The following is a 24,438-nucleotide window of genomic DNA, read 5'->3' as shown; positions in this document are numbered from 1 at the left end:
CCTTCCTGGGGTCGCGCACTGTGTGACCGAGACCCGAGCGTCTTTGAGGGGGAAGGCGCCGCGTGGCCCAAACGGAGGATTCGGAAACCGTGGACGCGCAAAGCCGTGGGCGGGCGGAGAACATCGATCCCGCAGACCAGTGGGTGCTCAATCCGGACACCGGCGAATACGAACTGCGACTGACTCCTTCCGCACCGCAATCGGCGGTTCCCCGGCCGCGCAGATCCGCCCCCCGTGGCGCGGACGGCGCGGCGCGCGGCCGTACGGCGAACCCGCAGGCGCCGGGCCGCGGGGTGCCGCCGCAACGGCGCCGCCGCGGTGCGCCCGAGGAGCCGCTGCCGGGGCGGCGCGGACGCCGGCCGGTGCAGAAGAAGTCGAAGGCGAAGAAGGTCCTGCTGTGGACCGGCGGAACCATGGCCTTCGTGCTGGTCGCCGCGGCCGGCGCCGGGTACCTCTACATCAAGCACCTCAACGACAACATCACGTCCGTCTCCGACGACGGCGCGAGCACCGGTGGCTTCAGCAAGGGCAAGGCGATCAACATCCTGCTGATCGGCACCGACAAGCGCACCGGCAAGGGCAACGACAAGTACGGCGACAAGAACAGCGTCGGTCACGCCGACACCACGATCCTGCTGCACGTCTCCAAGGACCGCTCGAACGCGACCGCGCTGAGCATCCCGCGTGACCTGATCACCGACATCCCGGACTGCCCGACCACGCAGCCCGACGGCTCCCAGAAGGTCATCCCGGGCACCAGCCACGTCCGCTTCAACACCAGCCTCGGCCAGTACGACCGTACGCCCAGCTGTGTCGCGCGCACCGTCACGGAGCTGACCGGCATCAAGCCGGACAACTTCATGGTGGCCGACTTCAACGCGGTCAAGACGCTGACCAGCGCGGTGGGCGGCGTCGACGTCTGTCTGGGCAAGGACATCAACGACCCGGACTCGCATCTGAACCTGAAGAAGGGCATGCGGCACATCGCGGGCGAGACCGCGCTCGCCTTCGTGCGCACCCGCCACGCGGTGGGCTTCGGCGGTGACCTGAGCCGGATCACGCTGCAGCAGCAGTTCCTCAGCGCGCTGATGCGGAAGCTGAAGTCGAACGACACGCTCACCGACCCGACGAAGATGATCAAGGTCGCCGAGGCGGGCACCAAGGCACTGACCGTCGACTCCAACCTCGACAGCATCGGCAAGCTGAAGGACCTGGGTCTGGAGCTGGGCAAGCTCAACCCGAAGAACCTGGCGTTCACCACGGTGCCGGTGATCGACAACCCGGCCGAGAAGGTGCACGCGACCGTCGTCCTCAAGCCGGGCGCGACCCAGCCCGTCTTCGACGCCATCAAGAACGACGTCTCCTTCACCGCGGTGAAGGCGAAAAAGAAGAAGGAGGCGGCCGCGGTGGCCGCCCGTCTCAAGGGCACCAAGTCGGCCGCCTCCGCGGTGCGGGTGCGGATCCTGAACGGTGGCGCCGAACCGGGCAGTGCGCAGGCCGAGCTCGAGTACCTGCAGAACGACGCGGGCGTACTGAAGTCCGAGAACGCCGGCAACGCGGACGCGCAGCTCAGCAAGACGACGCTGGAGTACGCCCCGGACCAGGCCGACCAGGCGCGCAGGCTGGCCGCCATCCTGGGCCTGTCCGGCTCGGCGATGAAGCCCGGCAAGAGCGTGACCAACTCCCAGGGCCTGCCCGCCATCACGCTGACCCTCGGCAAGGACTTCCCGGGCGCCGGGGACTCGTTCACCGCGGCGAACAAGGCACCGGACGTGGACAAGACCACGGCCGACAAGGTTGAGTGCGCCAAGTAGTGACCTGACAGGCCTGTCGTACGTCTAACAGGGCGTACGGCAGGCCTGTTGCATGGGCGCAGGGTGGGGAGGACGGGGAAATGACGCAGAGCAGCGTGCAGGGGGAAGGGACGTTCCGGGGCGTTCCGCACACGCGTGCACCCGAGCGGGGCGGCCCGCGTGACGGCGGCGGGCGGCGCGGCAGGCCGGGCAGTCGCGGGCCGCGGCGGGGGCGCCGGGTGCTCAGATGGTCCGCGACCACGCTCTCGGTGCTGATACTCGGGACGGCCGGCGCCGGATACCTGTACTACCAGCACCTCAACGGCAACATCCAGAAGGGCGAGCGCAGCAGCGGCGACGCCAAGGCGCAGAGGACCGCGCCGAACGCGGCGGGGCAGACGCCGCTGAACATCCTGCTGATCGGCTCGGACAGCCGTAACTCCGACGAGAACGTGAAGCTCGGCGGTGCCAAGTACGACCGCGGCAGCCCGCCGCTGGGTGATGTGCAGATGCTGATCCACCTCTCCGCGGACCGCAAGAGCGCCGCCATGGTGAGCATTCCGCGTGACACCCGGGTCGACATCCCCCAGTGCAGGGACCCGAAGACCGGCCGCACGTACCCGGAGACGAACAGGATCATCAACGAGTCGCTGGCGCGGGGCGGCGCCGGCTGCACGCTGGCCACGTGGGAGAAGCTCACCGGGGTCTACATCGACCACTGGATGACGATCGACTTCTCGGGTGTGGTGCGGATGGCGGACGCCATCGGCGGCGTCGACGTCTGTGTGAAGCAGAACGTGTGGGACCACCCGACGGCCGCCGTGCCCGGCGGTTCCGGTCTGAAGCTGACGGCCGGCACCCACAAGGTCGAGGGCAAGCAGGCCCTGCAGTGGCTGCGCACCCGGCACGCCTGGGGCAGCGACCTGATGCGGGCCAGGGCCCAGCACATGTACCTCAACTCGATGATCCGCACGCTGAAGAGCCAGAACGTCTTCACCGACACCGGGCGGCTGACCGACCTGGCCGAGGCGGCCACGAAGTCCCTGAAGGTCTCCGAGGAGATCGGTACGGTCAAGAAGCTGTACGACCTGGGCATGCAGCTCAAGTCGGTGCCGACGGACCGCATCACCTCGGTGACGATGCCGAACGTGCCGGACCAGCAGAACTCCAACCACGTCGTGCCGGACAGCACGGGCGCCGCAAAGCTCTGGGAGATGCTCCGCGACGACATCCCCCTCGACAACAAGGGCAAGGCCTCGGGCGCCAAGCAGACGCCTGCCAAGGAAGAGGCCACGAAGGCCCCTTCGGCGCCGGACGGCGACATCGGCGTCGAGGTGCAGAACGCCACCGGGACCTCCACACTCGGCCCGGTCGTGGGACGCGCGGGCACGGTCGCCCAGGAACTCGTGCAGAAGGGGTTCACCAAGGCGTCCAAGGACGCGACGGCGGGACTCTCCGCGGACCGGACCGTCGTGCGCTACCCGAGCGCGGAACTGGAGGGCGACGCCCAGCACATCGCCAAGTCGCTGGGGATTCCCCTGAGTTCGGTGCAGCGGTCGACGGACGTCTCCGGAGTCACCGTCGTCGTCGGCGCCGACTGGCGCACCGGCACGGCGTACCCGAAGCAGTCGAAGCCCAAGGCCGGCGACCTGCCCGGCAACACAGACGCCATCAACGGCTCGGACAAGGGCCAGTGCATGGACGTGTACGAGCGGTACCGCTGGGCCTGATCTTCACCGATCCGCACAGCGAACTCCCAACTCACTGCACAATGATGAGGCGCGCTCACGTCCGAGGGACTTCCAGGAGGTGGCGCGCCCTCTCATTCGCCTGATCCGGGGGGACGGGCAGCGGAGAGGTTCGGCATGTCCAGGGGTGGGAGGGCAGGGAGTTGGCGCGGAGCAGTGTGCGCGGAAACGTTCCCGCGGTCGAGGACACGATGTCCCTGACACCGCGGGACCAGAACGCGACGACCGAGCACGGCCGGCACGGCGGAGGCAGACGCAGGAAGGGCCCGGACGACGGCGGGAAGCGCCGCAGACGGCGCGTCCTGCGCTGGGCGGCGATCGTCCTGGCGGTGGTGATACTCGGCACGGCGGGGGCCGGCTATCTCTACTACCAGCACCTCAACGCCAACATCAAAAAGGATGACCTCAACCTCGGCGACGCGAAGGACAGGGCGGCCGAGTCGAAGGCCAACGCGGCCGGCCAGACGCCGCTGAACATCCTTCTGATCGGCTCCGACGCCCGGGACTCCAAGGAGAACCAGAAGCTGGGCGGCGCCAAGGACACCTTCAACACCGCGCCGCGCGCCGACGTGCAGATGCTGCTGCACGTCTCGGCGGACCGCACCAACATGTCGGTCGTCAGCATGCCGCGCGACACGCTCGTGGACATCCCCAGGTGCACGGACCCCGACAACGGCAAGATCTACGGGGCACTCAGCTCGGCGATCACCAACGACTCCCTGGGCCGCGGGGGCCCCGGCTGCACGGTGGCGACCTGGGAGAAGCTGACCGACATCCACATCGACCACTTCATGATGATCGACTTCGCGGGTGTGGTGTCCATGGCGGACGCCATCGGCGGCGTACCGGTCTGTGTGGACGCCAACGTCTACTCCAAGTCCTCCGACGGCCACGGCTCGGGCCTGAAGCTGAAGGAGGGCACCACGTACGTCAAGGGCATCCAGGCCCTGCAGTGGCTGCGCACGCGGTACGGCTTCGAGGACAACACCGACATCGCCCGGGCCAAGGCCCAGCACCAGTACATGAACGCCATGGTCCGCCAGCTGCGCGAGAACGCCACCCTCGGCAACCCGAACGAGCTGCGCAAGCTGGCCGAGACGGCCACCAAGGCGCTGACCGTCGACAACGGCCTCGGCACCGTGGCGAAGCTGTACGACCTGAGCAAGGAGCTCAAGAAGGTTCCCACCAAGCGCATCACCATGACGACGATGCCCTGGCAGTACTCGACGACGAACAAGGGCCGGGTCGTGCCGAAGCCGGGTGACGCCGAGAAGCTGTTCCGGCTCGTCCGCGAGGACATCGCGCTGGACGGCAAGGGCAAGAAGAAGTCCACCGGCACGAGGGCGTCCTCGGACCCGGCCGCGGCGGACGACAAGATCGCCGTACAGGTGCAGAACGGCACCAGCTCCGGCACGCAGCTCGCGGTCACCGGACGGGCGCGTACGATCGCCCAGCTGCTCGTCGGCAAGGGGTTCACCGAGGCGGTGGCGGACAGCGCGGCGGTCCCCGGCGCGGAGAAGACGGTGATCCGCTACCCGAGCACGGACCTGGAGGGCGACGCCCAGCGCATCGCCAAGTCGCTGGGAGTTCCGCTGAGTTCGGTGAAGAAGTCCACCGCCGTCTCCGGGGTCACGCTGGTCGTCGGCGCCGACTGGCGCTCCGGCACGACGTACACGGCCCCGGGGGACGACGACAAGACGCCGGCGTCCGCACAGGTCATCAACGGCTCGGACAAGAAGCAGTGCATGCACGTGAACCCGGACTACACCTGGTAGTCCGGGTTCGGGAGGGGTGGCCCCCGGTGCTCAGTGGGAGGCGAGCACCGCGGGGCGCCGGGAGGCGATGACCTTCTTGGCCAGCGCCTTGGGGCTGGTCAGGAAGCCCCAGCCCCACGACATGTGCATGGTGGCGAGGGCCACCGGGACCTGCAGCCGCGCCTTCAGCGGCAGCCCCTTGCCCGCCGGGACGGATCCCAGGGTTATCGCCGCGAGGTAGCCGCCGGGGATCACGAAGCCCCAGGGCGTCAGCACCGCACCGACCACGAGGCCGGCCGCGATCGCCAGGACCGCCGTCGGCGGCGCGAGATAGCGCAGGTTGATGGAGCCCTCGTGGTAGCGGGCGACGACGTGCCGCCAGCGGCCGTAGTCCTTGTACTGCTTGGCGAGGGCCTTGACCGACGGCCGCGGCCGGTACGACACCTTCAGCTCCGGCGAGAACCAGATCAGCCCGCCGGCCTCCCGGATGCGGAAGTTCAGCTCCCAGTCCTGGGCGCGGATGAACTCCTCGTTGTACCCGCCCTGCTGCTCCAGCGCCTCGCGACGGAACACCCCGAGGTAGACGGTCTCGGCCGCCTGGGCCTCACCACCGGTGTGGAAGGCGGCGTTGCCGACGCCGATCTTCGAGGTCATGGCGGCGGCGACCGCGTGCTCCCAGTCGTTCTCGCCCTCGGCGTGCATGATGCCGCCGACGTTCTGCGCGCCGGTCTCCTCCAGGAGCCGTACGGCGGTCGCGATGTAGTTCGGCGAGAGCATGCCGTGCCCGTCGACGCGGACGACGATCGGGTGCCGGGAGGCCTTGATCGCGGCATTGAGGGCGGCGGGCGTACGCCCTGCCGGGTTGGGGACGGTGTGCACGCGCGGGTCCGCAGCCACGAGCTCGGCGGCGATCTCGTCCGTACGGTCCTTGGAGGGACCGAGGGCGAGGACGACCTCCATCTCGCCGGCGTACTCCTGCGCGAGGATCGCTTGGACGGCTCCGCGCAGATGCCGCTCCTCGTCGAGGACAGGCATGATCACAGAAACGGCGGGGAGCGGCGCGTCGGGGTTGGCGTTCATCGCCCGTTACGTTACCGCGAACGGGGGACACCTTTGCGCCCCGCCGGGGCGGTGAACCGGGCCACAGATCGTATCGGCCTACGGTGCTCACGGTCCCACGTACGGCCGTCGCCCGGAGGTCCCCCATGCCCACGCAGCCTCGGTCCGCCGCGCCCGCCCCTCCGCAGCGCCGGCCCCAGCCCGCGCGCACCCCACCGCCGCGCGGGCCGCGGCCGCCCGTGCCACGGAGGAAGCCGCGTTGGGTGATGCGGGCGGCGACGACCCTCTCCGTGGTCGTCCTCGCCTCCGCCGGGATCGGGCATGCCGTGGTCACCAGCCTGGATGCGGGCATCGCCCGCGTCGACCCGTTCAAGGACATGAAGAACCGCCCCAAGGCCGGTCACGGCATGAACGTCCTGCTGGTCGGGACCGACGGCCGCGACCGGATCAGCGAGGAGGAGCGGCACCGCTACCACCTGGGCGGCGAGCCCTGCCACTGCACCGACACGATGATGATCGTGCACATCTCGGCGGACCGGGAGCGGGCGACCGTGGTGAGCCTGCCGCGCGACTCGTACGCCATGACGCCCGCGCGCACCGACCAGAAGACCGGGGAACGGATCCCCGGCCACCCCATCAAGATCAACGCGGCGTACGCGGAGGGCGGCCCGAACCTCACCGTCCGGACCGTCGAGGACATGACCCATGTGAAGATCGACCACTATCTGGAGGTCGACTTCACCAGCTTCATGAAGACGGTGGACGTGCTCGGCGGAGTGTCCGTCTGCACCGCCTTCCCCCTGAGGGACACCTACACCGGACTCGACCTGCCCGCCGGGACGCACGTCCTCAACGGCGGGCAGGCCCTTCAGTTCGTGCGCGCCAGGCATGTCGACGCGGACTCCGACCTCGGCCGGATGAAGCGCCAGCAGCGGTTCCTGGCGGCACTCATCGAGCGCGCCACGTCCTCCGGGATCCTGCTGAACCCGATGAAGTTCCGGGACGTGACGCGGGCCGTGCTGGGGTCGGTGCGCGCGGACAAGGGTTTCGGCACGGACGAGCTGCTCGACCTCGGGCGGGCGATGCGCAACTTCTCCCCCTCGTCCTCCGAGTTCACGACCGTGCCCATCGGGCGGATGGGGTACGTCGTGCCCGGCATCGGCGAGACGCTGAAATGGGACACCGCCAAGGCCGAACGCCTCTTCCAGTCGCTGCGCGACGACAAGCCGCTGGCCGTGCGCCCCTCCCGCCCCCAGCCGGTGCCGGTCGAGGTGGACCCGCAGCAGATCCACGTCCAGGTCGAGAACGGCACGGCCACGGAGGGACTCGGCAAGCGCGTGGACGCCGCCCTGGCGGCAACGGGCTTCCACACGACCCGGATGCCGGCGGACGCGGACGACCACGGCCTGAAGCGGACGGTCATCGTCTACGACCCCGGATGGGACCGCTCCGCTAAAGCGCTGGCCACCGCGCTGCCGGGCAGCGAACTGCGGGAGGTGCCGGGGCTGGGGCCGACGTTGAAGGTGATCGCGGGGGCCGACTTCAAGCAGGTGCGGCGGGTGCGGGCGGAGGCCGCGGACCAGGGGGAGCCCGGGGTGATGACCGGGGGCCAGGAGGTGTGCTCGTAACCCGAACGGCCCTGTGCCACGACCCGTGACGGAATGTCGCGCGTCGTGCACTGTGCGGCATTGGGTGGGAATTGTTGGCGTCCGCCCGATGGCGCGGGGCGCCCGGCAGGCGTAGGAACAGAAGGGCACGGGGCCCACCCCCGGGCCCCTCTGCCTCTCAGGAGGAGCCATGACCCAGCCCGGAACCATGACCGCCATGAGCAAGGAGATGCAGGACTGCGTCCAGGCGTGCATGTCCTGCCACACCGTCTGCGAGGAGACCATGAGCTCCTGCATGCAGATGGGTGGTCAGGCCCAGATGCAGATCATGCGTGCGCTCATGGACTGCTCCGAGACGACCCGTATGTGCGCGGACATGATGATGCGCCGCTCGCCGATGGCGGCCGAGATGTGCGCGATGTGTGCCAAGGCGTGCGACATGTGCGCCGAGGCGTGTATGTCCATGCCGGACGACAAGCAGATGATGCGGTGCGCGGAGGCGTGTCGGCGGTGTGCCGAGATGTGTCGTGCGATGTCGGGCGTCGCGATGTGACGCCTGCGTGAGCGTGGATCAAGGGCACCTGAGCGCTGGGTGCCCTTGGTTACGGCGGGTGCGCGAGCCCGGCGGTGCGGGGTGCCGCCTGCGCCCACCCGTGCCGCCCTAGGCGGCACGTATGCCCGCAGGCTACGGCGGGTACGAGGGCCGCAGGCTAGGTGAACAGTGGCTCCAGTGCCCGTTCCAGGTCCGCCGCCGTGCGGAAGTGGACCGGCTGCATTCCCAGGGCGGTTGCCGCCTCGGTGTTTTCCTCGGTGTCGTCGATGAAGAGGCAGCGTTCGGGGCGTACGCCTGCCAGGTCTGCTGCCAGGCGGTAGATGCGGGGGTCGGGCTTGGCGAGGCCGACGCGGGCGCTGTTGACGATGTCGTCCGCGAGGTCGGCGAGGCCGAGCGCGGTGAGGTCGTCCTCGAGGCGGACGGTGGCGTTGCTGACGAGGACGAGCGGCACCCGGGTGCGCGCCCGGCGCAGCAGCGCGACCACCGTCTCGTCGGCCGAGAAGGGGGACTCCAGCAGGGCCGTGCCCAGGTCCCAGGCCGTGGCTTGCGGGACCGGCCCGGACAGGCCCTCGGCGACCGCCTGCACCCACTCCTGGAGGTCGACCCGGCCCAGCAGCACCGGCAGAACGGTCTCCGGCGCGAAGGCGACCTTCGCCGTGGTGCCCTCGGCGAGCCCGGCGGCCCGCTCCAGGGCGTGCAGCCCGGAGGGGTCGTAGAACCGGATCACGTTGTCCACATCGCAGAGCACCGCGTCGAACGGTGCTCTGCCAGGCCGCTCAGCCACCCGAGACCGTGACCTTCTGGTCGTTGTTCAGCTCGTCCACCAGCGTCTTGACCTTCGCCTTGTCCCAGACGAGGTTGCCGCCGACGGAGCCGGAGATCGGCATGTTCATCGAGGTGCCGTCACCGCCGCTGACGCCCTTCATCGCCCAGAACATGGACGCCAGGTCCCACAGGCTCATGTCCTTGTCGACGGTGAGCGAGTCCAGACCCGCGCCCAGCGTCGGATACAGCTTGAAGGGGTTCAGGACCGTCGACGGGGTGGCCACCTGGTGCGCCAGCGCGGAGAGGAACTTCTGCTGGTTCTTGGTGCGCTGGAGGTCGGAGGTGGCGAAGGCGTGCCGGGTACGGACGAAGGCGAGGGCCTGTTCGCCGTTGAGCGTCTGCTCGCCGGCCTTGAAGTCGGCGCCCGAGTACTTGTCCTTGAAGCCCTTGTCGATGTTGATCGTGACACCGCCGACCGCGTCCACGATGTTCGCGAAGCCGGCGAAGCCGATCTCCACGTAGTGGTCGATGTGCAGGCCCATGTTGGCCTCGACCGTGCGGACGAGCAGCGTCGGCCCGTCCTCCGCGTAGGCGGCGTTCAGTTTGGTCTGCCGGCCCGTGGCCGGGTAGGTCTTGCCGGAGGTCGACCCCTTGTAGGAGGGGATCGTGACGTTCGAGTCGCGGGGCAGCGATATGAGCGTGTCGCCGCTGTCGCCGACGTGCAGGATCATCATCGAGTCGGTCCGCTTGCCCTCCGCGGAACCGGTGTGCAGCTGCTTCTTCTGCTCGGAGGACAGCCCGGCCCGGCTGTCGGAGCCGACGATCAGGTAGTTCGTGCCGTCGCCCGAGGCCGGCCGGTCGATGACCGTGGACAGGTCGACGTCCCGGTGCAGCTTGCCGTCGGCCCAGAAGTACGTGGCGACCGACGTCACGGCCAGCGCCGTCACCAGCGTGATCGCGGTCCACTTGATACGGCGCCGCCAGTTCGGCCGCGGCCGGTACTCGCCCCGGTCGCCGGGACCGCCCGGCCCTCCGCCGCCGGGCGAGCCGTAGACCTGGCCGGTGTTGTAGCCGCTGTCGTAGCCGTCGCCGGCGTCGTCACCGCCGTACCCCCGGCCGTTGACGTACGAGGGCTGCTGGGGCACCCCGCCGCCGTACGGCGGGGCGGACGGGCCTGAGCCCCCGTACGCGCCCGAGGCAGGCCGGCGGACCTGCCGCATCGCGCGGGCACCCTCGGGGTGCGCGCTCGCGCTGCCGCGTCCGTACCGGTTGCGGTTGTCGTCGGACCATGCCTCGGGCCAATCGTTCATGGGGCCCAGTGTGCAGGGAGCAGCCGTGCCCTTCACAAGGGTCGTAGGAAAATCAGGGCACTGCTGTTGCGAAGCCAACACAAAGTCCGCAGATGTCGCCTCGGCATAAGGTGGAGGCCATGACAGACCAGGCCCCCGCCACGGAATCGGACACCTCGGACATACCGGAGGTCCCTGGCAAGCCCACCTCGGCGTCCCGGACCACACTCAGTCACATCATGACCCACAACGACACGAACCTTCTGGGCACGGTGCACGGTGGCGTGATCATGAAGCTGGTGGACGACGCGGCGGGCGCGGTGGCCGGCCGGCACAGCGGCGGCCCCGCCGTCACGGCGTCGATGGACGAGATGGCGTTCCTGGAGCCGGTCCGCGTCGGCGACCTGGTCCATGTCAAGGCACAGGTCAACTGGACCGGCCGGACGTCGATGGAGGTCGGGGTCCGGGTGCTGGCCGAGCGCTGGAACGAGTCGACCCCGCCCACCCAGGTCGGCTCCGCCTATCTGGTCTTCGCCGCGGTGGACGCCGACGGAAAGCCCCGCCGGGTCCCGCCGGTGCTGCCGGAGACGGAGAAGGACCGGCGCCGCTACCAGGAGGCACAGATCCGCCGCACCCATCGGCTGGCGCGGCGGCGGGCGATCATGGAGCTGCGGCAGAAGCGGGCGGCGGAGGGGCTCGACGACTGAGCCCGAGGCGCACCACTGGGCCGGAACGCAGGACAGCCCCCGGCGGGACGCCGGGGGCTGTCGTGTGCGTGCCGGGTGCTACGGCAGGTTCCGCGCCATCACGATGCGCTGGACCTGGTTGGTGCCCTCGTAGATCTGGGTGATCTTCGCGTCGCGCATCATGCGCTCCACCGGGTAGTCACGGGTGTAGCCGTAACCGCCGAGCAGCTGCACCGCGTCCGTGGTGACCTCCATGGCCACGTCCGAGGCGAAGCACTTGGCGGCGGCGCCCTGGAAGGTCAGGTCCTTGTCGCCACGCTCGGAGGCGGCCGCGGCCTGGTAGGTGAGGGCGCGGGCGGCGGAGACCTTCATGGCCATGTCGGCCAGCATGAACTGGATGCCCTGGAAGTCGGCGATCGGCTTGCCGAACTGCTTGCGCTCCTGGACATAGCCCTTGGCGTAGTCGAGGGCGCCCTGCGCGACACCCAGCGCCTGGGCGGCGATGGTGATGCGGGTGTGGTCGAGGGTCTTCATCGCCGTGGCGAAGCCGGTGCCCTCCTCGCCGATCATGCGGTCGGCGGGGATGCGGACGTTGTCGAGGTAGACCTCGCGGGTCGGGGAGCCCTTGATGCCGAGCTTCTTCTCCGGGGCCCCGAAGGAGACGCCCTCGTCCGACTTCTCGACGACGAAGGCCGATATGCCCTTCGAGCGCTTCGAGGGGTCCGTCACGGCCATCACCGTGTAGTACTCGGAGACGCCGGCGTTGGTGATCCAGCGCTTCACGCCGTTGAGCACCCAGTGGTCGCCGTCGCGGACCGCCTTGGTCTTCATGCCGGCCGCGTCGGAGCCCGCGTCCGGCTCGGAGAGGCAGTACGAGAACATCGCGTCGCCCTTGGCGAGCGGGCCCATGTACTTCTTCTTCAGCTCCTCGGAGCCGGAGAGGATCACCGGCAGGGAGCCCAGCTTGTTCACGGCGGGGATCAGGGAGGAGGAGACGCAGACACGCGCCACCTCCTCGATCACGATGACCGTCGCCAGCGCGTCGGCGCCCGCGCCGCCGTACTCCTCGGGGACGTGCACCGCGTGCAGGTCGTTCGCGACCAGGGCCTCCAGGGCTTCCTGCGGGAAGCGGGCCTCCTCGTCCACGATGGCGGCGTAGGGCGCGATCTTCGCCTCGGCCAGTGAACGGATCGCGTCCCGGAGCATGTCGTGCTCCTCGGACGGGCGGTACAGGTCGAAGTCAGCCGATCCGGCCAAGGTTTCTCACGCTCCAAGGACGCTTCTGACGCACTGTGGTGATGGCGCTAATTACTGTTAAGTAACTCAAATTTTAGGGGGCCGCCCACGGGAGTGATACGTGAGCTTGGCGACAGCGGGAAAAGTGCCCGGCAAGCGGCCCGACTATGCTCGGCTCGGCACCAACCACGTCCCCCTTCTGGAGCACCCCATGGCCCTCAGGATCACCGTGATCGGCACCGGCTATCTCGGCGCGACACACGCCGCCGCGATGGCCGAGCTGGGCTTCGAGGTGCTCGCCCTGGACGTCGTACCGGAGAAGATCGAGAAGCTGGCGCGGGGCGAGGCCCCGATGTTCGAGCCGGGCCTCGACGAGCTCCTGCGCAAGCACGTCGCCGGGATCGAGGGATCCACCGGGCGGCTCCGCGTCACCATGGACTGGGCCGAGGTGGGGGCCTTCGGCGACGTCCACTTCCTGTGCATCAACACCCCGCAGAAGCACGGCGAGTACGCCTGCGACATGTCGTACGTCGACTCCGCCTTCGCCTCGCTCGCCCCGCATCTGACGGGGCCCGCCCTGGTCGTCGGCAAGTCGACGGTGCCGGTCGGGTCCGCCGACCGGCTGGCCCGCTTCCTCGCCGAGAACTCCCCGGCCGGCGAGGACGCCGAGCTGGCCTGGAACCCCGAGTTCCTGCGCGAGGGGTTCGCCGTCGACGACACCCTGCACCCCGACCGGATCGTGGTCGGCGTCCGCAGCGAGCGGGCGGAGAAGCTGCTGCGCGAGGTGTACGCGACGCCGCTCGCCGAGGGGACGCCGTTCGTCGTCACCGACTTCCCGACGGCCGAGCTGGTCAAGACGTCCGCGAACTCCTTCCTCGCCACCAAGATCTCCTTCATCAACGCGATGGCGGAGATGTGCGAGGCCTCGGGCGGTGACGTCACCAAGCTGGCGGAGGCGATCGGGTACGACGACCGGATCGGCAAGAAGTTCCTGCGGGCGGGCATCGGGTTCGGCGGCGGCTGTCTGCCCAAGGACATCCGGGCCTTCATGGCGCGCGCCGGTGAGCTCGGCGCCGACCAGGCGCTGACCTTCCTGCGCGAGATCGACTCGATCAACATGCGGCAGCGCGGGCAGATGGTGGAGCTGGCGCGGCAGGTGCTCGGCGGCGGACCCTTCCTGGGCAAGCGGGTCGCGGTGCTCGGCGCCACCTTCAAGCCCGACTCGGACGACGTCCGCGACTCCCCCGCGCTGAACGTCGCCGGGCAGATCCACCTCCAGGGCGGCCAGGTCACCGTCTACGACCCCAAGGGCATGGACAACGCCCGCAAGGTCTTCCCGACGCTCGGCTACGCCGACACCGCGATCGAGGCCGTACGGGGCGCCCACGTCGTCCTGCACCTGACCGAGTGGCGGGAGTTCCGCGAGCTGGACCCGGCGGCGCTGGGCGAGGTCACGGCGGACCGGGTGATCCTGGACGGCCGCAACGCCCTCGACCCGGAGCTGTGGCGGAAGGCCGGGTGGACGTACCGGGCGATGGGCCGCCCCACCGCGTAGCCGCCGCACAAGGGATCACCGACGCGAACGACGCCGGTTCGGCCGAGGCTCAGTCGGCCGAACCGGCGTCTTGTTGCATTCTGCACCACCGGCCGCCCGCACGGCCGGGGAACTACTTCGCCCGGTACCGGCGCATTTTCGCGCGCGCCCCGCACACCTGCATGGAGCACCAGCGGCCGCGGCCGGCCGGGCTGCGGTCGTAGTACGCCCAGTGGCAGGTGACCGACTCGCAGGCCTTCAGGCGCAGCCAGGTACCGGCGACGAGCGATTCGGCGACGGCGGCGGCGACACGGGAGAGCAGGGGGTCCGCGTCGGCCGGGGCGAGGGCCGCCGAGCCGTCCGCGGCGTCGACGGTCAGACGCAGGGGCGCCGAGGCCAGCAGTTCGCCCAGGGGCGTCACCGTGGCGTGCGGCGGATGACCGGCGTGGGCGAGCAGCACCGCGCGCAGCGACTCGCGCAGCTCACGCGCGTCCGCCACCTCGCCCTCGGGGAGACCGAACCGCGCCCGGCCGTCCGCCGTGTCCAGCGCGTCCGCTCCGGACTCGATGTCCAGCGTGTTCACCAGGGACTCGACCAGGGCCAGGCTCCCCGGCGCGGCCGATCTCTCACTCATGCTTGCGACGTTACCTCCCATGAGGCAGCATGCAGTAACAGTTACTACATGACCGCATCTACAGGTAACGCAGGAGGAAGTCATGGCTCTCGCCACACTGGGCGCCGTCGTCCTGGACTGTCCCGACCCGAGCGCGCTGGCCGGGTTCTACGCCGAGGTGCTGGGCGGCACCGTCAAGACGGAGGACGGCTGGGCGGACCTCACCACCCCCGACGGCCGGGCGCTGGCCTTCCAGGCCTCCCCCGGCTTCGTCGCCCCCGAGTGGCCCGCGCCCGACCACTCGCAGCAGTTCCACCTGGACCTGACCGTCGAGGACCTGGACGCGGCCGAGGCGGGTGTGCTGGCACTCGGCGCCAAGCCCCTGGACGCCGACGACCGCTCGCGCACCTGGCGGGTTTACGCGGACCCGGCCGGGCACCCGTTCTGCCTCTGCGCCTGCTGAACCGGGAGGACACCATGCCAGTGGCCCGCTTCCGCTCCGTCGTCCTCGACTGCCCCGACCCGCGCGCTCTCGCCCGCTTCTACGCGGGCGTCGCGGGCGGTACGCCCGAGGAGGAGGACCCCGACTGGGTCGTCCTGCACGTCCCCGGCGGGCCACGGCTCGCCTTCCAGCGGGCTGAGGGCCTCACCCCGCCCGAGTGGCCGCGCGCGGACCGCAACGCGCAGCAGTTCCACCTCGACTTCGACGCGGGGTCGACCTGGGAGGAGATCGACGCGGCGCACGAGAAGGTGCTGGCGCTGGGGGCGCGGCCGCTGGACCTGGAGGACCGGGAGAAGAAGGACTTCCAGGTGTACGCCGATCCGGCCGGGCATCCGTTCTGCCTGTGCCGGATCAGCGAACCCTAGACCGGCCGTCGACCTCCGCGATCGTCGCCGTCGAGGGCTCCCGGCGCTGCTGGAGCGCGCGGGCCGTGAAGTCCGCGGTGCGCAGGACACGCTGCACGTTTCCCCAGGTCAGCAGGGCGACGTCGGGCTCGGACCAGCCGCGGTTGAGGAGTTCGGCGATCAGCTGCGGGTAGCAGGAGGCGTCGTCCAGGTCCTGGGGGTGGGCGGTGCCCGCGTCGTAGGTGCCGGACAGGCCGACGCAGTCCGGGCCCGCCACCTCGCGCACATGGTCGAGGTGGTCGGCGACATCGTGGACGGAGGGGCCCGTCTGGTCCGGCGTCAGCGGCACCATGCACAGGCCCTTGGCGGCGCCCAGCCGGGTCAGCACGTCGTCGGAGAGATTGGCCGGGTGGGGGCGCAGGGTGGCGGCGGCGGAGCGGGTGAACAGGACCGGTGCCCTGGAGACCGCCAGGGTGCGGCGGACGGTGTCGGAGGAGGCACCGGAGAGGTCGGCGAGCACACCGAGCCGGTTCATCTCCCGCACGACCTCCTCGCCGAACCGGGTGAGCCCGTCCTCGCTCGCCCAGGACACCCCGGACAGGGTGAGCACGCGCAGGCCGAGGTTGTGCAGGGCGCGCAGGATGCCGAGGGAGTCGCCGAGCGAGGCGGCTTCGGCGGGGCCGAGCAGCACGGCGATACGGCCGCAGTTGTGGGCGTCGGTGGCCTGACCGGCGGTGCACACGAGGCGCAGCCCCTCGGGGTGGGCGCGGGCCACGATGTTCACCAGGTCCAGCTGCTCCAGGGTCGCCGCGACGATCCGGTCGCCGTCGATGCCCTCCGGCAGGTGCAGCGACCCGAACAGCATGCCGACGTGCCCCTCCTGCAGCCGCGGCACATCCGTCTCGACGTCGCTCTCCCCGAGCTCCAGGTCGTACCAGGACAGGTGCCTCAGGGCCCAGGGCAGCCCGTTGTAGCCGTCGGCGACGGGATGGACGGCGAGGATGGCGTGGGCGCGCTCCATGGGGGCGGCGCCCGGATCGGAGACGGGCTGGTAGGGCGCGGCCTGGAAGGGGTCCGACAGGCCGATGCCGTCAAGCTCCCCGATGGTGTGCAGTTCGTCGTCCTGGAGGTCTGCCATGGCGGGCTCCGTACGTCGTGAATCGTCCCCAAGGGGGTACGGTCACCGTCGCACGGGGGTGCGGGGCGCTTCCTGATGAGTGGGGCGTTCGGGGGTACCGGGCCCGGATCGGCACCCCCGGCGGTCAGCCGTCCAGGGACTCGATCGTCGCGTGGGAGGCCGGGCGGGTCGCCTGGAGCTCGCGGGCCACGTCCTCCGCCGCGCCCAGTACCCGTAGCGAGTTCTGCCAGGTCAGCTTGGCCAGGTCGGGCTTCGACCAGCCTCGGTCCAGGAGTTCGGCGATCAGGTTCGGATAGCCCGAGACATCGCTGAGGCCGTCCGGGGTGAAGGCCGTGCCGTCGTAGTCGCCGCCGATGCCGAGGTGGTCGATGCCGGCGACCTCGCGCATGTGGTCCAGGTGGTCGGCGACCGTCGAGACGGTGGCGACCGGGCGCGGGTTGCGCTCCTCGAAGGCGCGGTGCACCTTCATCGCCTCGGGGGTCGTCTCCAGGTGGTGGAAGCCGTGCGAGCGCAGGTTCTCGTCAGCGGCGGCCGTCCAGTCCACGGCCGCCTGGAGCACGAACTTCGGCACGAACGTCACCATCGCCACGCCGCCGTTGCCGGGCAGCCGCTCCAGCACGTCGTCCGGGATGTTGCGCGGGTGGTCGCAGACGGCCCGGGAGGAGGAGTGGGAGAAGATCACCGGCGCGGACGTGGCGTCCAGCGCGTCGCGCATGGTCGTCGCCGCCACGTGCGAGAGGTCGACCAGCATGCCGAGGCGGTTCATCTCCCGGACCACCTCGCGGCCGAAGGCCGTGAGGCCGCCGGCGCTCGGCTCGTCGGTCGCCGAGTCCGCCCACGGGATGTTGTCGTTGTGGGTGAGCGTCATGTAGCGCACGCCCAGCCCGTACAGACCGCGCAGCGTGCCCAGCGAGCAGGCGATGGAGTGCCCGCCCTCCGCGCCCATGAGGGAGGCGATACGGCCGTCCCCGCGCGCCGCCTCCATGTCGGCGGCCGTCAGCGCGGGCGCCAGGTCCGCCGGGTAGCGCGCCAGCAACTGCCGTACGCAGTCGATCTGTTCGAGCGTCGCGGGCACCGCGTCCGGCAGGTCCGAGCGGACGTACACCGACCAGTACTGCGCGCCGACGCCGCCCTCGCGCAGGCGCGGGATGTCGGTGTGCAGATGGGCGTTCTGGGGTACGGCGATGTCGCGGGCGTCGAGGTCGTAGCGGACCTGCCCCCGCAGCGCCCAGGGCAGGTCGTTGTGGCCGTCGACGACCGGGAACTCGGCGAGGAGCTCCCGGGCCGCCTCCAGCGGTCCCACGGCCGTCACTTGCCGAAGCCGAAGCCGTTGGAGCCCTCGACCTTGGACCTGAGGCGCTTGCCCTTCTCGGTGGCCTGGTCGTTCAGCTCCTGCTGGAACTCCCGCATACGGCCGAGCAGTTCGTCGTCCTGCGTGGCCAGGATGCGGGCCGCGAGCAGACCCGCGTTGCGGGCGCCGGCGACGGACACGGTCGCGACGGGCACGCCGGCCGGCATCTGCACGATCGACAGCAGGGAGTCCATGCCGTCCAGGTACTTCAGCGGCACCGGGACGCCGATGACCGGCAGCGGGGTGACGGAGGCGAGCATCCCGGGGAGGTGGGCGGCACCCCCGGCGCCCGCGATGATCACCTTGAGCCCCCGCTCGGCGGCCTGCTCGCCGTACGTGATCATCTCGCGCGGCATGCGGTGCGCGGAGACGACGTCGACCTCGTAGTCGATCTCGAACTCGTCGAGGGCCTGGGCGGCGGCCTCCATGACGGGCCAGTCGGAGTCGGAGCCCATGACGATGCCCACGAGGGGGCCGGCGGCGGTGGTCATTCGGTGATCGTGCCTCTCAGGTAACCGGCTGCGTGACGTGCGCGCTCGAGGACGTCGTCCAGGTCGTCGCCGTAGGTGTTGACGTGGCCCACCTTGCGGCCGGGCTTCACGTCCTTGCCGTACATGTGGATCTTCAGCTGGGGGTCGCGGGCCATGCAGTGCAGATACGCGGAGTACATGTCCGGGTAGTCGCCGCCGAGCACGTTGACCATCACGGTCCACTTGGCGCGCGGGCGCGGGTCGCCGAGCGGCAGGTCGAGGACCGCGCGGACGTGGTTGGCGAACTGGGAGGTGATCGCCCCGTCCTGGCTCCAGTGGCCGGAGTTGTGCGGGCGCATCGCCAGCTCGTTGACGAGGATGCGGCCGTCGCGGGTCTGGAACAGCTCGACGGCGAGGTGGCCGACGACGTCCAGCTCCTTCGCGATGCGCAGCGCCATCTCCTCCGCCCGCAGGGCGAGGGTCTCGTCCAGGTCGGGCGCGGGCGCGATCACGGTGTCGCACACGCCGTTCACCTGCTGGGACTCGACGACCGGGTAGGCGACCGCCTGGCCGTGCGGGGAGCGCACGACGTTCGCCGCCAGCTCCCGTACGTAGTCGACCTTCTCCTCGGCGAGGACCGGGACGCCCGCGCGGAACGGGTCCTCGGCCTCGGTCACGTCGTCGACGACCCACACGCCCTTGCCGTCGTAGCCGCCGCGGACGGTCTTGAGGACGACCGGGAAGCCGTCCCCCTCCGCCGCGAAGGCGGCCACGTCCGCCGGATCGGTCACGATCCGGTGCCGCGGGCACGGCACACCGATCGCGTCGAGCCGCGCGCGCATCACGCCCTTGTCCTGGGCGTGCACGAGCGCGTCGGGGCCGGGGCGCACGGGGATGCCGTCCGCCTCCAGCGCCCTGAGGTGCTCGGTGGGTACATGTTCGTGATCGAAGGTGATCACATCGCAGCCCCTCGCGAACTCACGCAGCGTGTCGAGGTCGCGATAGTCGCCGATGACGACATCGCCGACGACCTGCGCCGCGGAATCCTGAGGGGTGTCACTGAGGAGCTTGAACCTGATGCCCAGCGGGATGCCTGCCTCGTGTGTCATACGAGCGAGCTGGCCCCCGCCGACCATGCCGACTACCGGGAACGTCACGCCCCTAGGGTATCGGCCACGCCAGGTCGGCCGGATTCCGGCCGTTTCCGGGGCCTCTTACTCCCGCCTTTCCGGGCTTTTCCTGTCCTCTTCCCCACCTCTATCCCGTCTGTGAGCACAACGACAGGCGTTTGAGAAGGGGGGGTGGTTAGCATGGCTGAGTTGACGAAACCGACCGAATGGGGGCCTGCACGGCCATGGGACATGGTTCCGCCGGGCTGCGAAGGCTCGCACACGAGGTTGCCAAGTTCGGTGCGGTCGGTGCCCTGGGCACCGTCGTGAACTTCGGAGTCTCCAATCTGCTGTGGCACCTCACGAGCCTGCAGGCCGTACGCGCCAACGTGATCGCCACGGTGGTCGCGATCGGCGTCAACTACCTGGGGTTCCGCTACTTCACCTACCGTGACCGCGACAAGAGCGCCCGGACCAAGGAGCTCTCGCTCTTCCTGGCCTTCAGCGCGGTCGGCCTGGTGATCGAGAACGGCATCCTGTACGCGGCCATCTACGGCTTCGGCTGGGAGAGCTCGCTGGAGCGCAACATCTTCAAGGTCGTCGGCATCGGCATCGGCACACTGTTCCGGTTCTGGTCGTACCGCACCTGGGTGTTCAAGGCCCTGCCCGTCCACGATGCCGTCGCCGACGCCGAATCGTTCCTGGAAGCGGCCGAGACGGCCGAGGCCCCCCGTCCGAAGCCCGAGGCGCGCGTCAGCTGAACCGCCGCCGGAGCGCCCCGAGGGGGCGCGGGGCTGTGTCTTGAATGCGGCTCCGCCGCGCGGGCGCGACCAGCCGCGGTGAAGCCGCAGACAACCCGACGGCCCATCGCGGCACTCCCTGGCGGAGTGCCTAGCGGACCATCGGCTCCTCGTCCTCCGCCGGCGGCCGCTTCAGCGGCGTGCGCGACAGGAACAGGCCGAACACCGGCGGCTGGGTCTGCAGCATCTCCAGACGGCCGCCGTCGGCCTCCGCCAGGTCCCGCGCCACCGCCAGCCCGATGCCCGTGGAGTTCCGTCCGCTGATCGTGCGCTCGAAGATCCGCGCGCCGAGGTCGGCGGGCACGCCCGGTCCCTCGTCGGTGACCTCCACGACCGCCTGGTTGCCGGTCACCCGGGTCCGCAGCGCCACCGTGCCCCCGCCGTGCATCAGCGAGTTCTCGATCAGCGCCGCCAGCACCTGGGCGACCGCGCCCGGTGTGCCGACCGCCTGAAGATGCCGCTTGCCGGAGCTCACGATCGCCCGCCCGGCCTGGCGGTAGGCGGGCCGCCACTCGGCGAGCTGCTGCTGGATGACCTCGTCGAGGTCGAAGGGGACGGCGCTGCCGGTGCGGGGGTCACGGGCGTTGGTCAGCAGCCGCTCCACCACGTCCGTCAGCCGCTCGACCTGGGTGAGGGCGACATTGGCCTCCTCCTTCACCGTGTCCGGGTCGTCGGTGAGGGTGATCTCCTCGAGCCGCATCGACAGCGCGGTCAGCGGTGTGCGCAGCTGGTGGGAGGCGTCGGCGGCCAGGCGCCGCTCCGCGGTGAGCATGCGGCCGATGCGCTCGGCCGAGGAGTCCAGCACGTCCGCCACCCGGTCCAGCTCGGGAACGCCGTAGCGCTTGTGGCGGGGCCGCGGGTCGCCGGAACCCAGCCGCTCGGCGGTCTCGGCGAGGTCGGTGAGCGGGGAGGCCAGCTTGTTGGCCTGGCGGATGGCCAGCAGCACGGCGGCCACCACAGCGAGCAGCGCGACCAGTCCGATGATCAGCAGCGTCCGGCCGACCTCCCGGCTCACCGTCGAACGCGGCTCCTCGACGACGACCCGCTCGCCCTCCTCGCCCGTCGCCCGGCCGCGGATGACCTCGCCCTCGGGCTTGGTGCCGACCGCGATGGCCGGCTGCCCCGGGATCGCGATCACGGCGTACCGCTCCCCCGTGACCTGCCCCTTCAGCACCTCCGCGCTGACCGTCCCGGCCCCGATGAGCCGGCTGTCCACGATGCTGGCCAGCCGCTGTGCCTCGGAGCTCACCCGCTCCTGGGCGCTGTTGCTGATGGTTCGCGTCTCGACGATGACGAGGGACACGCCGAAGACGGCGATGACCACGAGCACGACGGCAAGCGTGGACTGAATGAGACGACGACGCACGGGGCCCTCCGGGCAACGGTTCTACGACGATCAGTGTGCCGGTGGGAGCATGAGAGCGCCGGGCCCGGGCACCCCCTCAGGGGCGCGGGGCCGCGCCGCTTTGCGGCTCCGCCGCGTGGGCGCGACCAGCCCCCACGCACCCGCAGCCACACAACGCGCGTAGCGAACTAGCTCTTCTCGAACCGGAAACCCACACCCCGCACGGTGGCGATGTACCGCGGGTTCGCCGCATCGTCGCCCAACTTCTTACGCAGCCACGAGATGTGCATGTCCAGCGTCTTGGTCGACGACCACCAAGTCGTGTCCCAGACTTCCCGCATCAACTGGTCCCGGGTCACCACGCGGCCGGCGTCCCGCACCAGCACCCGCAGCAGGTCGAACTCCTTGGCGGTGAGCTGGAGTTCCTCGTCGCCCATCCACGCCCGGTGCGACTCGACGTCGATCCGCACGCCGTGCGTGGCGGGCGGCTGCGCCGGTTCGGCCGCACCGCGCCGCAGCAGGGCCCGGACACGCGCGAGCAGTTCGGCGAGCCGGAAGGGCTTGGTGACGTAGTCGTCGGCACCGGCGTCGAGGCCGACGACGGTGTCCACCTCGTCGGCACGCGCGGTCAGGATGAGGATCGGCACGGTGTGGCCTTCGGCGCGCAGCCGGCGGGCGACCTCGAGGCCGTCCATGCCGGGCAGACCGAGGTCCAGCACGACCAGGTCGATGCCGCCGGCGTTTCCGGCGTCGAGCGCGGTGGGTCCGTCCTCGCGCACCTCGACCTCGTAACCTTCCCGGCGCAGGGCACGGGCCAGCGGCTCCGAGATGGACGCGTCGTCCTCGGCGAGCAGTACACGGGTCATGAGGTGATGGTAGTCCGCTCTTGACAGGTGCTGTGGTGTGATCGGCACCCGTGATTCTTACCTTTGGACGCTTCGGAGCGAACCTGTGTCTGTGCGGTGTGATCGTCGAAGAGACCTTGGAATAGGCGTGTATGGTTCCACCTCCGCCTGTGATCCCCGTCTCAAGTCCTTCCATATCCGGCAGTGTCCTGCCGTATGGTGAAACAACGCCTGTAGCACTGCGGGGACCTTTGGCAGCGATTTGACGCCGAAGGTCTCTTTTGTGTGCGGTAAACCCCCACCAGCACAGCAAGGAACGACCATGGCGTCCAGCCTGACGAAGGACTCGGTCCGCCCGGACACCCCCGGCTCCGAGAAGACCTTCTTCGGCCACCCTCGCGGACTGGCCACCCTCTTCATGACCGAGATGTGGGAGCGATTCTCCTACTACGGCATGAGGGCCCTGCTCCCGCTCTACCTCGTTGCCCCGGGTGGCCTGCACCTGAACGCGGGCACGGCGACTGCGATCTACTCGGTGTACGTGTCGCTCGTGTACCTGCTCGCCCTGCCCGGCGGCTGGGTCGCGGACCGCTTCCTCGGCCCCCGCAAGACGGTGGCCGTCGCGGGCATCGTCATCATGCTCGGCCACCTGTGCCTGGCGCTGCCGGTCGCGGCCAGCTTCTTCGTCGGCCTCGGCCTCGTCGCCATCGGCTCGGGTCTGCTGAAGGCCAACATCTCCACGATGGTCGGTCACCTCTACAAGGGTCCGGAGGACCCGCGCCGTGACGGTGGCTTCACGCTCTTCTACATCGGCATCAACCTGGGCGCCTTCGCCGCGCCGCTGGTCATCGGCACCGTCGGTGAGAAGTACAACTGGCACGTCGGCTTCGCGCTGGCCGCGCTCGGCATGGCGCTGGGTCTGGCCCAGTACCTGCTCGGCAGCCGTCACCTGAGCGAGAAGAGCAGCGTCGTCCCCACGCCGCTGTCCGCCGAGGAGAAGTCCGCCACACTGCGCAAGGGCCTGGTCTGGCTGGCGATCGCCGCGGTCTTCTACGGTGTCGTCGGCTTCTCCGGCCACTTCACCCTGAACTGGGCGCTGATCCCGCTGACCCTCATCGGTCTGATCGTGCCGATCTTCGTCATCGCCCGCATCCGCCGGGACAAGGACCTGGACTCGGCCGAGCGTTCCAAGGTGTCGGCGTACGTCTGGTTCTTCGTGGCCGCCGCCGTCTTCTGGATGATCTACGACCAGGGCGGTTCGACCCTGTCGCTCTTCGCCGACGGCAAGGCCGAGAACACCCTCTTCGGCTGGGATTTCCCGGTCTCCTGGTACCAGTCGGTCAACCCGGTCATGATCATGGCCCTGGCGCCCGTCTTCGCCTGGCTGTGGCTGTGGCTGAACCGGCGCGGCAAGGAGCCGAGCACGATCGTGAAGTTCGCCTCCGGCCTGGTGCTGATCGGTGCGTCGTTCTTCCTCTTCCTCGCCCCGCTGTCGATCGCCGGGGGCGGTCACAAGGCCGCGGCGATGTGGCTGGTCGCGATCTACTTCGTCCAGACGATCGGTGAGCTGACACTGTCCCCGGTGGGTCTGTCCGTGACGACGAAGATGGCGCCGAAGAAGTACGCCTCCCAGATGATGGGCGTCTGGTTCCTCGCGGTCACCGCGGGCGACTCGATCACGGCCCTGCTGTCGAACCCGGCTGTCGGCGGGGTCAACCTCGACAAGACGGGCTTCGTCGCCCTGGAGGCGGCGCTCGCCGTGATCGCGGGTGTCGCGGTGTGGATGTTCCGCAGCAAGGTCAACAAGCTGATGGGCGACGTGCACTGACGTGGCCTTGCCCGAGAGGGCCGCTGCACCCGGCGGTGCAGCGGCCCTCTCCGTTGTCCCTCCAGGCCG

General features: G+C 70.0%; 22 protein-coding genes. 11 read left to right on the top strand and 11 right to left on the bottom strand.

The features are described 5' to 3' along the window. Nucleotides 1-89: 89 nt before the first annotated feature. From ACWC1K_RS35425 to ACWC1K_RS35415, 3 genes are all read left to right on the top strand, one after another. Nucleotides 90-1,814 (top strand): LCP family protein, encoded by a 1,725-nt coding sequence (locus ACWC1K_RS35425; protein WP_450837024.1) that lies wholly within the window; start codon nucleotides 90-92, stop codon nucleotides 1,812-1,814. 80 nt (nucleotides 1,815-1,894) lie between these two features. Next, the gene (locus tag ACWC1K_RS35420; protein ID WP_450837023.1) at nucleotides 1,895-3,523 is read left to right on the top strand and encodes an LCP family protein; all 1,629 of its coding nucleotides are present in this window, start codon (nucleotides 1,895-1,897) and stop codon (nucleotides 3,521-3,523) included. A gap of 209 nt (nucleotides 3,524-3,732) precedes the next feature. After that, nucleotides 3,733-5,316: an LCP family protein gene (locus ACWC1K_RS35415; protein ID WP_450837022.1), complete on the top strand. Its 1,584-nt coding sequence runs from the start codon at nucleotides 3,733-3,735 to the stop codon at nucleotides 5,314-5,316. Between the two features lie 30 nt (nucleotides 5,317-5,346). Here the strand turns inward: ACWC1K_RS35415 and ACWC1K_RS35410 are convergent, their stop codons facing one another. Then, complete coding sequence (locus tag ACWC1K_RS35410) at nucleotides 5,347-6,375, bottom strand: glycosyltransferase family 2 protein (protein WP_450837021.1); 1,029 nt, start codon at nucleotides 6,373-6,375, stop codon at nucleotides 5,347-5,349. Between the two features lie 125 nt (nucleotides 6,376-6,500). On the opposite strand from ACWC1K_RS35410, the gene ACWC1K_RS35405 reads away from it, so the two are divergent. Both ACWC1K_RS35405 and ACWC1K_RS35400 read left to right on the top strand, forming a co-directional pair. Then, nucleotides 6,501-7,982 carry an LCP family protein gene (locus ACWC1K_RS35405; RefSeq protein ID WP_450837020.1) on the top strand — a complete coding sequence of 494 codons (1,482 nt, stop codon included), beginning with the start codon at nucleotides 6,501-6,503 and terminating at the stop codon, nucleotides 7,980-7,982. Between the two features lie 169 nt (nucleotides 7,983-8,151). Then, nucleotides 8,152-8,514: a four-helix bundle copper-binding protein gene (locus ACWC1K_RS35400; RefSeq protein ID WP_450837019.1), complete on the top strand. Its 363-nt coding sequence runs from the start codon at nucleotides 8,152-8,154 to the stop codon at nucleotides 8,512-8,514. Between the two features lie 157 nt (nucleotides 8,515-8,671). Here ACWC1K_RS35400 and ACWC1K_RS35395 read toward each other — a convergent pair whose 3' ends face one another. Both ACWC1K_RS35395 and ACWC1K_RS35390 read right to left on the bottom strand, forming a co-directional pair. Then, nucleotides 8,672-9,298, bottom strand: a complete 627-nt coding sequence (locus ACWC1K_RS35395) for an HAD family hydrolase (protein WP_450837018.1) — start codon at nucleotides 9,296-9,298, stop codon at nucleotides 8,672-8,674. Then, entirely contained in the window at nucleotides 9,291-10,589 is a 1,299-nt protein-coding gene (locus tag ACWC1K_RS35390; RefSeq protein ID WP_450837017.1) for an LCP family protein, read from the bottom strand. The genes ACWC1K_RS35395 and ACWC1K_RS35390 overlap by 8 nt, the downstream gene beginning before the upstream one ends. 119 nt (nucleotides 10,590-10,708) lie before the next feature. Between ACWC1K_RS35390 and ACWC1K_RS35385 the strand changes: the two genes are divergently transcribed. After that, a complete protein-coding gene (locus ACWC1K_RS35385) occupies nucleotides 10,709-11,275 on the top strand; it encodes an acyl-CoA thioesterase (protein WP_450837016.1) in 567 nt (188 codons plus the stop codon). Between the two features lie 78 nt (nucleotides 11,276-11,353). Here the strand turns inward: ACWC1K_RS35385 and ACWC1K_RS35380 are convergent, their stop codons facing one another. Then, nucleotides 11,354-12,511, bottom strand: a complete 1,158-nt coding sequence (locus ACWC1K_RS35380) for an acyl-CoA dehydrogenase (protein WP_351482746.1) — start codon at nucleotides 12,509-12,511, stop codon at nucleotides 11,354-11,356. Nucleotides 12,512-12,701: 190 nt separating this feature from the next. On the opposite strand from ACWC1K_RS35380, the gene ACWC1K_RS35375 reads away from it, so the two are divergent. Beyond that, nucleotides 12,702-14,045, top strand: coding sequence for a UDP-glucose dehydrogenase family protein (locus ACWC1K_RS35375; protein ID WP_450837037.1), 1,344 nt, complete (start codon nucleotides 12,702-12,704; stop codon nucleotides 14,043-14,045). 112 nt (nucleotides 14,046-14,157) lie between these two features. On the opposite strand, the gene ACWC1K_RS35370 is transcribed toward ACWC1K_RS35375, so the two are convergent. Then, the gene (locus ACWC1K_RS35370) at nucleotides 14,158-14,658 is read right to left on the bottom strand and encodes a CGNR zinc finger domain-containing protein (protein ID WP_450837015.1); all 501 of its coding nucleotides are present in this window, start codon (nucleotides 14,656-14,658) and stop codon (nucleotides 14,158-14,160) included. A gap of 82 nt (nucleotides 14,659-14,740) precedes the next feature. Here ACWC1K_RS35370 and ACWC1K_RS35365 point away from each other — a divergent pair, with 82 nt between their 5' ends. Beyond that, nucleotides 14,741-15,100, top strand: a complete 360-nt coding sequence (locus ACWC1K_RS35365) for a VOC family protein (RefSeq protein ID WP_450837014.1) — start codon at nucleotides 14,741-14,743, stop codon at nucleotides 15,098-15,100. 14 nt (nucleotides 15,101-15,114) lie between these two features. Then, nucleotides 15,115-15,504, top strand: a complete 390-nt coding sequence (locus ACWC1K_RS35360) for a VOC family protein (protein WP_450837013.1) — start codon at nucleotides 15,115-15,117, stop codon at nucleotides 15,502-15,504. On the opposite strand, the gene ACWC1K_RS35355 is transcribed toward ACWC1K_RS35360, so the two are convergent. From ACWC1K_RS35355 to ACWC1K_RS35340, 4 genes are all read right to left on the bottom strand, one after another. After that, a complete protein-coding gene (locus ACWC1K_RS35355) occupies nucleotides 15,491-16,621 on the bottom strand; it encodes a dipeptidase (protein WP_450837012.1) in 1,131 nt (376 codons plus the stop codon). The genes ACWC1K_RS35360 and ACWC1K_RS35355 overlap by 14 nt on opposite strands. A gap of 124 nt (nucleotides 16,622-16,745) precedes the next feature. Continuing rightward, a complete protein-coding gene (locus ACWC1K_RS35350; protein WP_450837036.1) occupies nucleotides 16,746-17,924 on the bottom strand; it encodes a dipeptidase in 1,179 nt (392 codons plus the stop codon). A 5-nt stretch (nucleotides 17,925-17,929) separates the two neighbouring features. Further along, nucleotides 17,930-18,427: a 5-(carboxyamino)imidazole ribonucleotide mutase gene (gene purE, locus ACWC1K_RS35345; protein ID WP_450837035.1), complete on the bottom strand. Its 498-nt coding sequence runs from the start codon at nucleotides 18,425-18,427 to the stop codon at nucleotides 17,930-17,932. Between the two features lie 32 nt (nucleotides 18,428-18,459). Further along, complete coding sequence (locus ACWC1K_RS35340; protein ID WP_450837011.1) at nucleotides 18,460-19,599, bottom strand: 5-(carboxyamino)imidazole ribonucleotide synthase; 1,140 nt, start codon at nucleotides 19,597-19,599, stop codon at nucleotides 18,460-18,462. 197 nt (nucleotides 19,600-19,796) lie between these two features. On the opposite strand from ACWC1K_RS35340, the gene ACWC1K_RS35335 reads away from it, so the two are divergent. Then, on the top strand, nucleotides 19,797-20,312 hold the full coding sequence (locus ACWC1K_RS35335) for a GtrA family protein (protein ID WP_450837010.1): 516 nt from the start codon (nucleotides 19,797-19,799) through the stop codon (nucleotides 20,310-20,312). A gap of 130 nt (nucleotides 20,313-20,442) precedes the next feature. Here the strand turns inward: ACWC1K_RS35335 and ACWC1K_RS35330 are convergent, their stop codons facing one another. Together ACWC1K_RS35330 and ACWC1K_RS35325 are read right to left on the bottom strand one after the other, a co-directional pair. After that, a complete protein-coding gene (locus ACWC1K_RS35330) occupies nucleotides 20,443-21,717 on the bottom strand; it encodes an ATP-binding protein (RefSeq protein WP_450837009.1) in 1,275 nt (424 codons plus the stop codon). A gap of 167 nt (nucleotides 21,718-21,884) precedes the next feature. Beyond that, a complete protein-coding gene (locus ACWC1K_RS35325) occupies nucleotides 21,885-22,562 on the bottom strand; it encodes a response regulator transcription factor (RefSeq protein WP_030941720.1) in 678 nt (225 codons plus the stop codon). Between the two features lie 301 nt (nucleotides 22,563-22,863). Between ACWC1K_RS35325 and ACWC1K_RS35320 the strand changes: the two genes are divergently transcribed. Then, entirely contained in the window at nucleotides 22,864-24,369 is a 1,506-nt protein-coding gene (locus ACWC1K_RS35320; RefSeq protein ID WP_450837008.1) for a peptide MFS transporter, read from the top strand. Nucleotides 24,370-24,438 lie beyond the last annotated feature (69 nt).

Source organism: Streptomyces sp. NPDC001492, assembly GCF_053597275.1.
Note: the sequence above shows the minus strand (reverse complement) of the source record. Positions and strands in the feature narration are given on the sequence as shown.

Excerpts from the sequence above, each read along its gene's own strand:
- ACWC1K_RS35325 (WP_030941720.1), bottom strand. The coding sequence starts at position 22,562 with ATGACCCGTGTACTGCTCGCCGAGGACGACGCGTCCATCTCGGAGCCG.
- ACWC1K_RS35370 (WP_450837015.1), bottom strand. The coding sequence starts at position 14,658 with ATGAGTGAGAGATCGGCCGCGCCGGGGAGCCTGGCCCTGGTCGAGTCC.
- ACWC1K_RS35405 (WP_450837020.1), top strand. The coding sequence starts at position 6,501 with ATGCCCACGCAGCCTCGGTCCGCCGCGCCCGCCCCTCCGCAGCGCCGG.
- ACWC1K_RS35375 (WP_450837037.1), top strand. The coding sequence starts at position 12,702 with ATGGCCCTCAGGATCACCGTGATCGGCACCGGCTATCTCGGCGCGACA.
- purE (WP_450837035.1), bottom strand. The coding sequence starts at position 18,427 with ATGGGCTCCGACTCCGACTGGCCCGTCATGGAGGCCGCCGCCCAGGCC.
- ACWC1K_RS35355 (WP_450837012.1), bottom strand. The coding sequence starts at position 16,621 with ATGGCAGACCTCCAGGACGACGAACTGCACACCATCGGGGAGCTTGAC.
- ACWC1K_RS35390 (WP_450837017.1), bottom strand. The coding sequence starts at position 10,589 with ATGAACGATTGGCCCGAGGCATGGTCCGACGACAACCGCAACCGGTAC.
- ACWC1K_RS35415 (WP_450837022.1), top strand. The coding sequence starts at position 3,733 with ATGTCCCTGACACCGCGGGACCAGAACGCGACGACCGAGCACGGCCGG.
- ACWC1K_RS35410 (WP_450837021.1), bottom strand. The coding sequence starts at position 6,375 with ATGAACGCCAACCCCGACGCGCCGCTCCCCGCCGTTTCTGTGATCATG.
- ACWC1K_RS35335 (WP_450837010.1), top strand. The coding sequence starts at position 19,797 with ATGGGACATGGTTCCGCCGGGCTGCGAAGGCTCGCACACGAGGTTGCC.
- ACWC1K_RS35400 (WP_450837019.1), top strand. The coding sequence starts at position 8,152 with ATGACCCAGCCCGGAACCATGACCGCCATGAGCAAGGAGATGCAGGAC.
- ACWC1K_RS35385 (WP_450837016.1), top strand. The coding sequence starts at position 10,709 with ATGACAGACCAGGCCCCCGCCACGGAATCGGACACCTCGGACATACCG.
- ACWC1K_RS35420 (WP_450837023.1), top strand. The coding sequence starts at position 1,895 with ATGACGCAGAGCAGCGTGCAGGGGGAAGGGACGTTCCGGGGCGTTCCG.
- ACWC1K_RS35320 (WP_450837008.1), top strand. The coding sequence starts at position 22,864 with ATGGCGTCCAGCCTGACGAAGGACTCGGTCCGCCCGGACACCCCCGGC.
- ACWC1K_RS35360 (WP_450837013.1), top strand. The coding sequence starts at position 15,115 with ATGCCAGTGGCCCGCTTCCGCTCCGTCGTCCTCGACTGCCCCGACCCG.
- ACWC1K_RS35365 (WP_450837014.1), top strand. The coding sequence starts at position 14,741 with ATGGCTCTCGCCACACTGGGCGCCGTCGTCCTGGACTGTCCCGACCCG.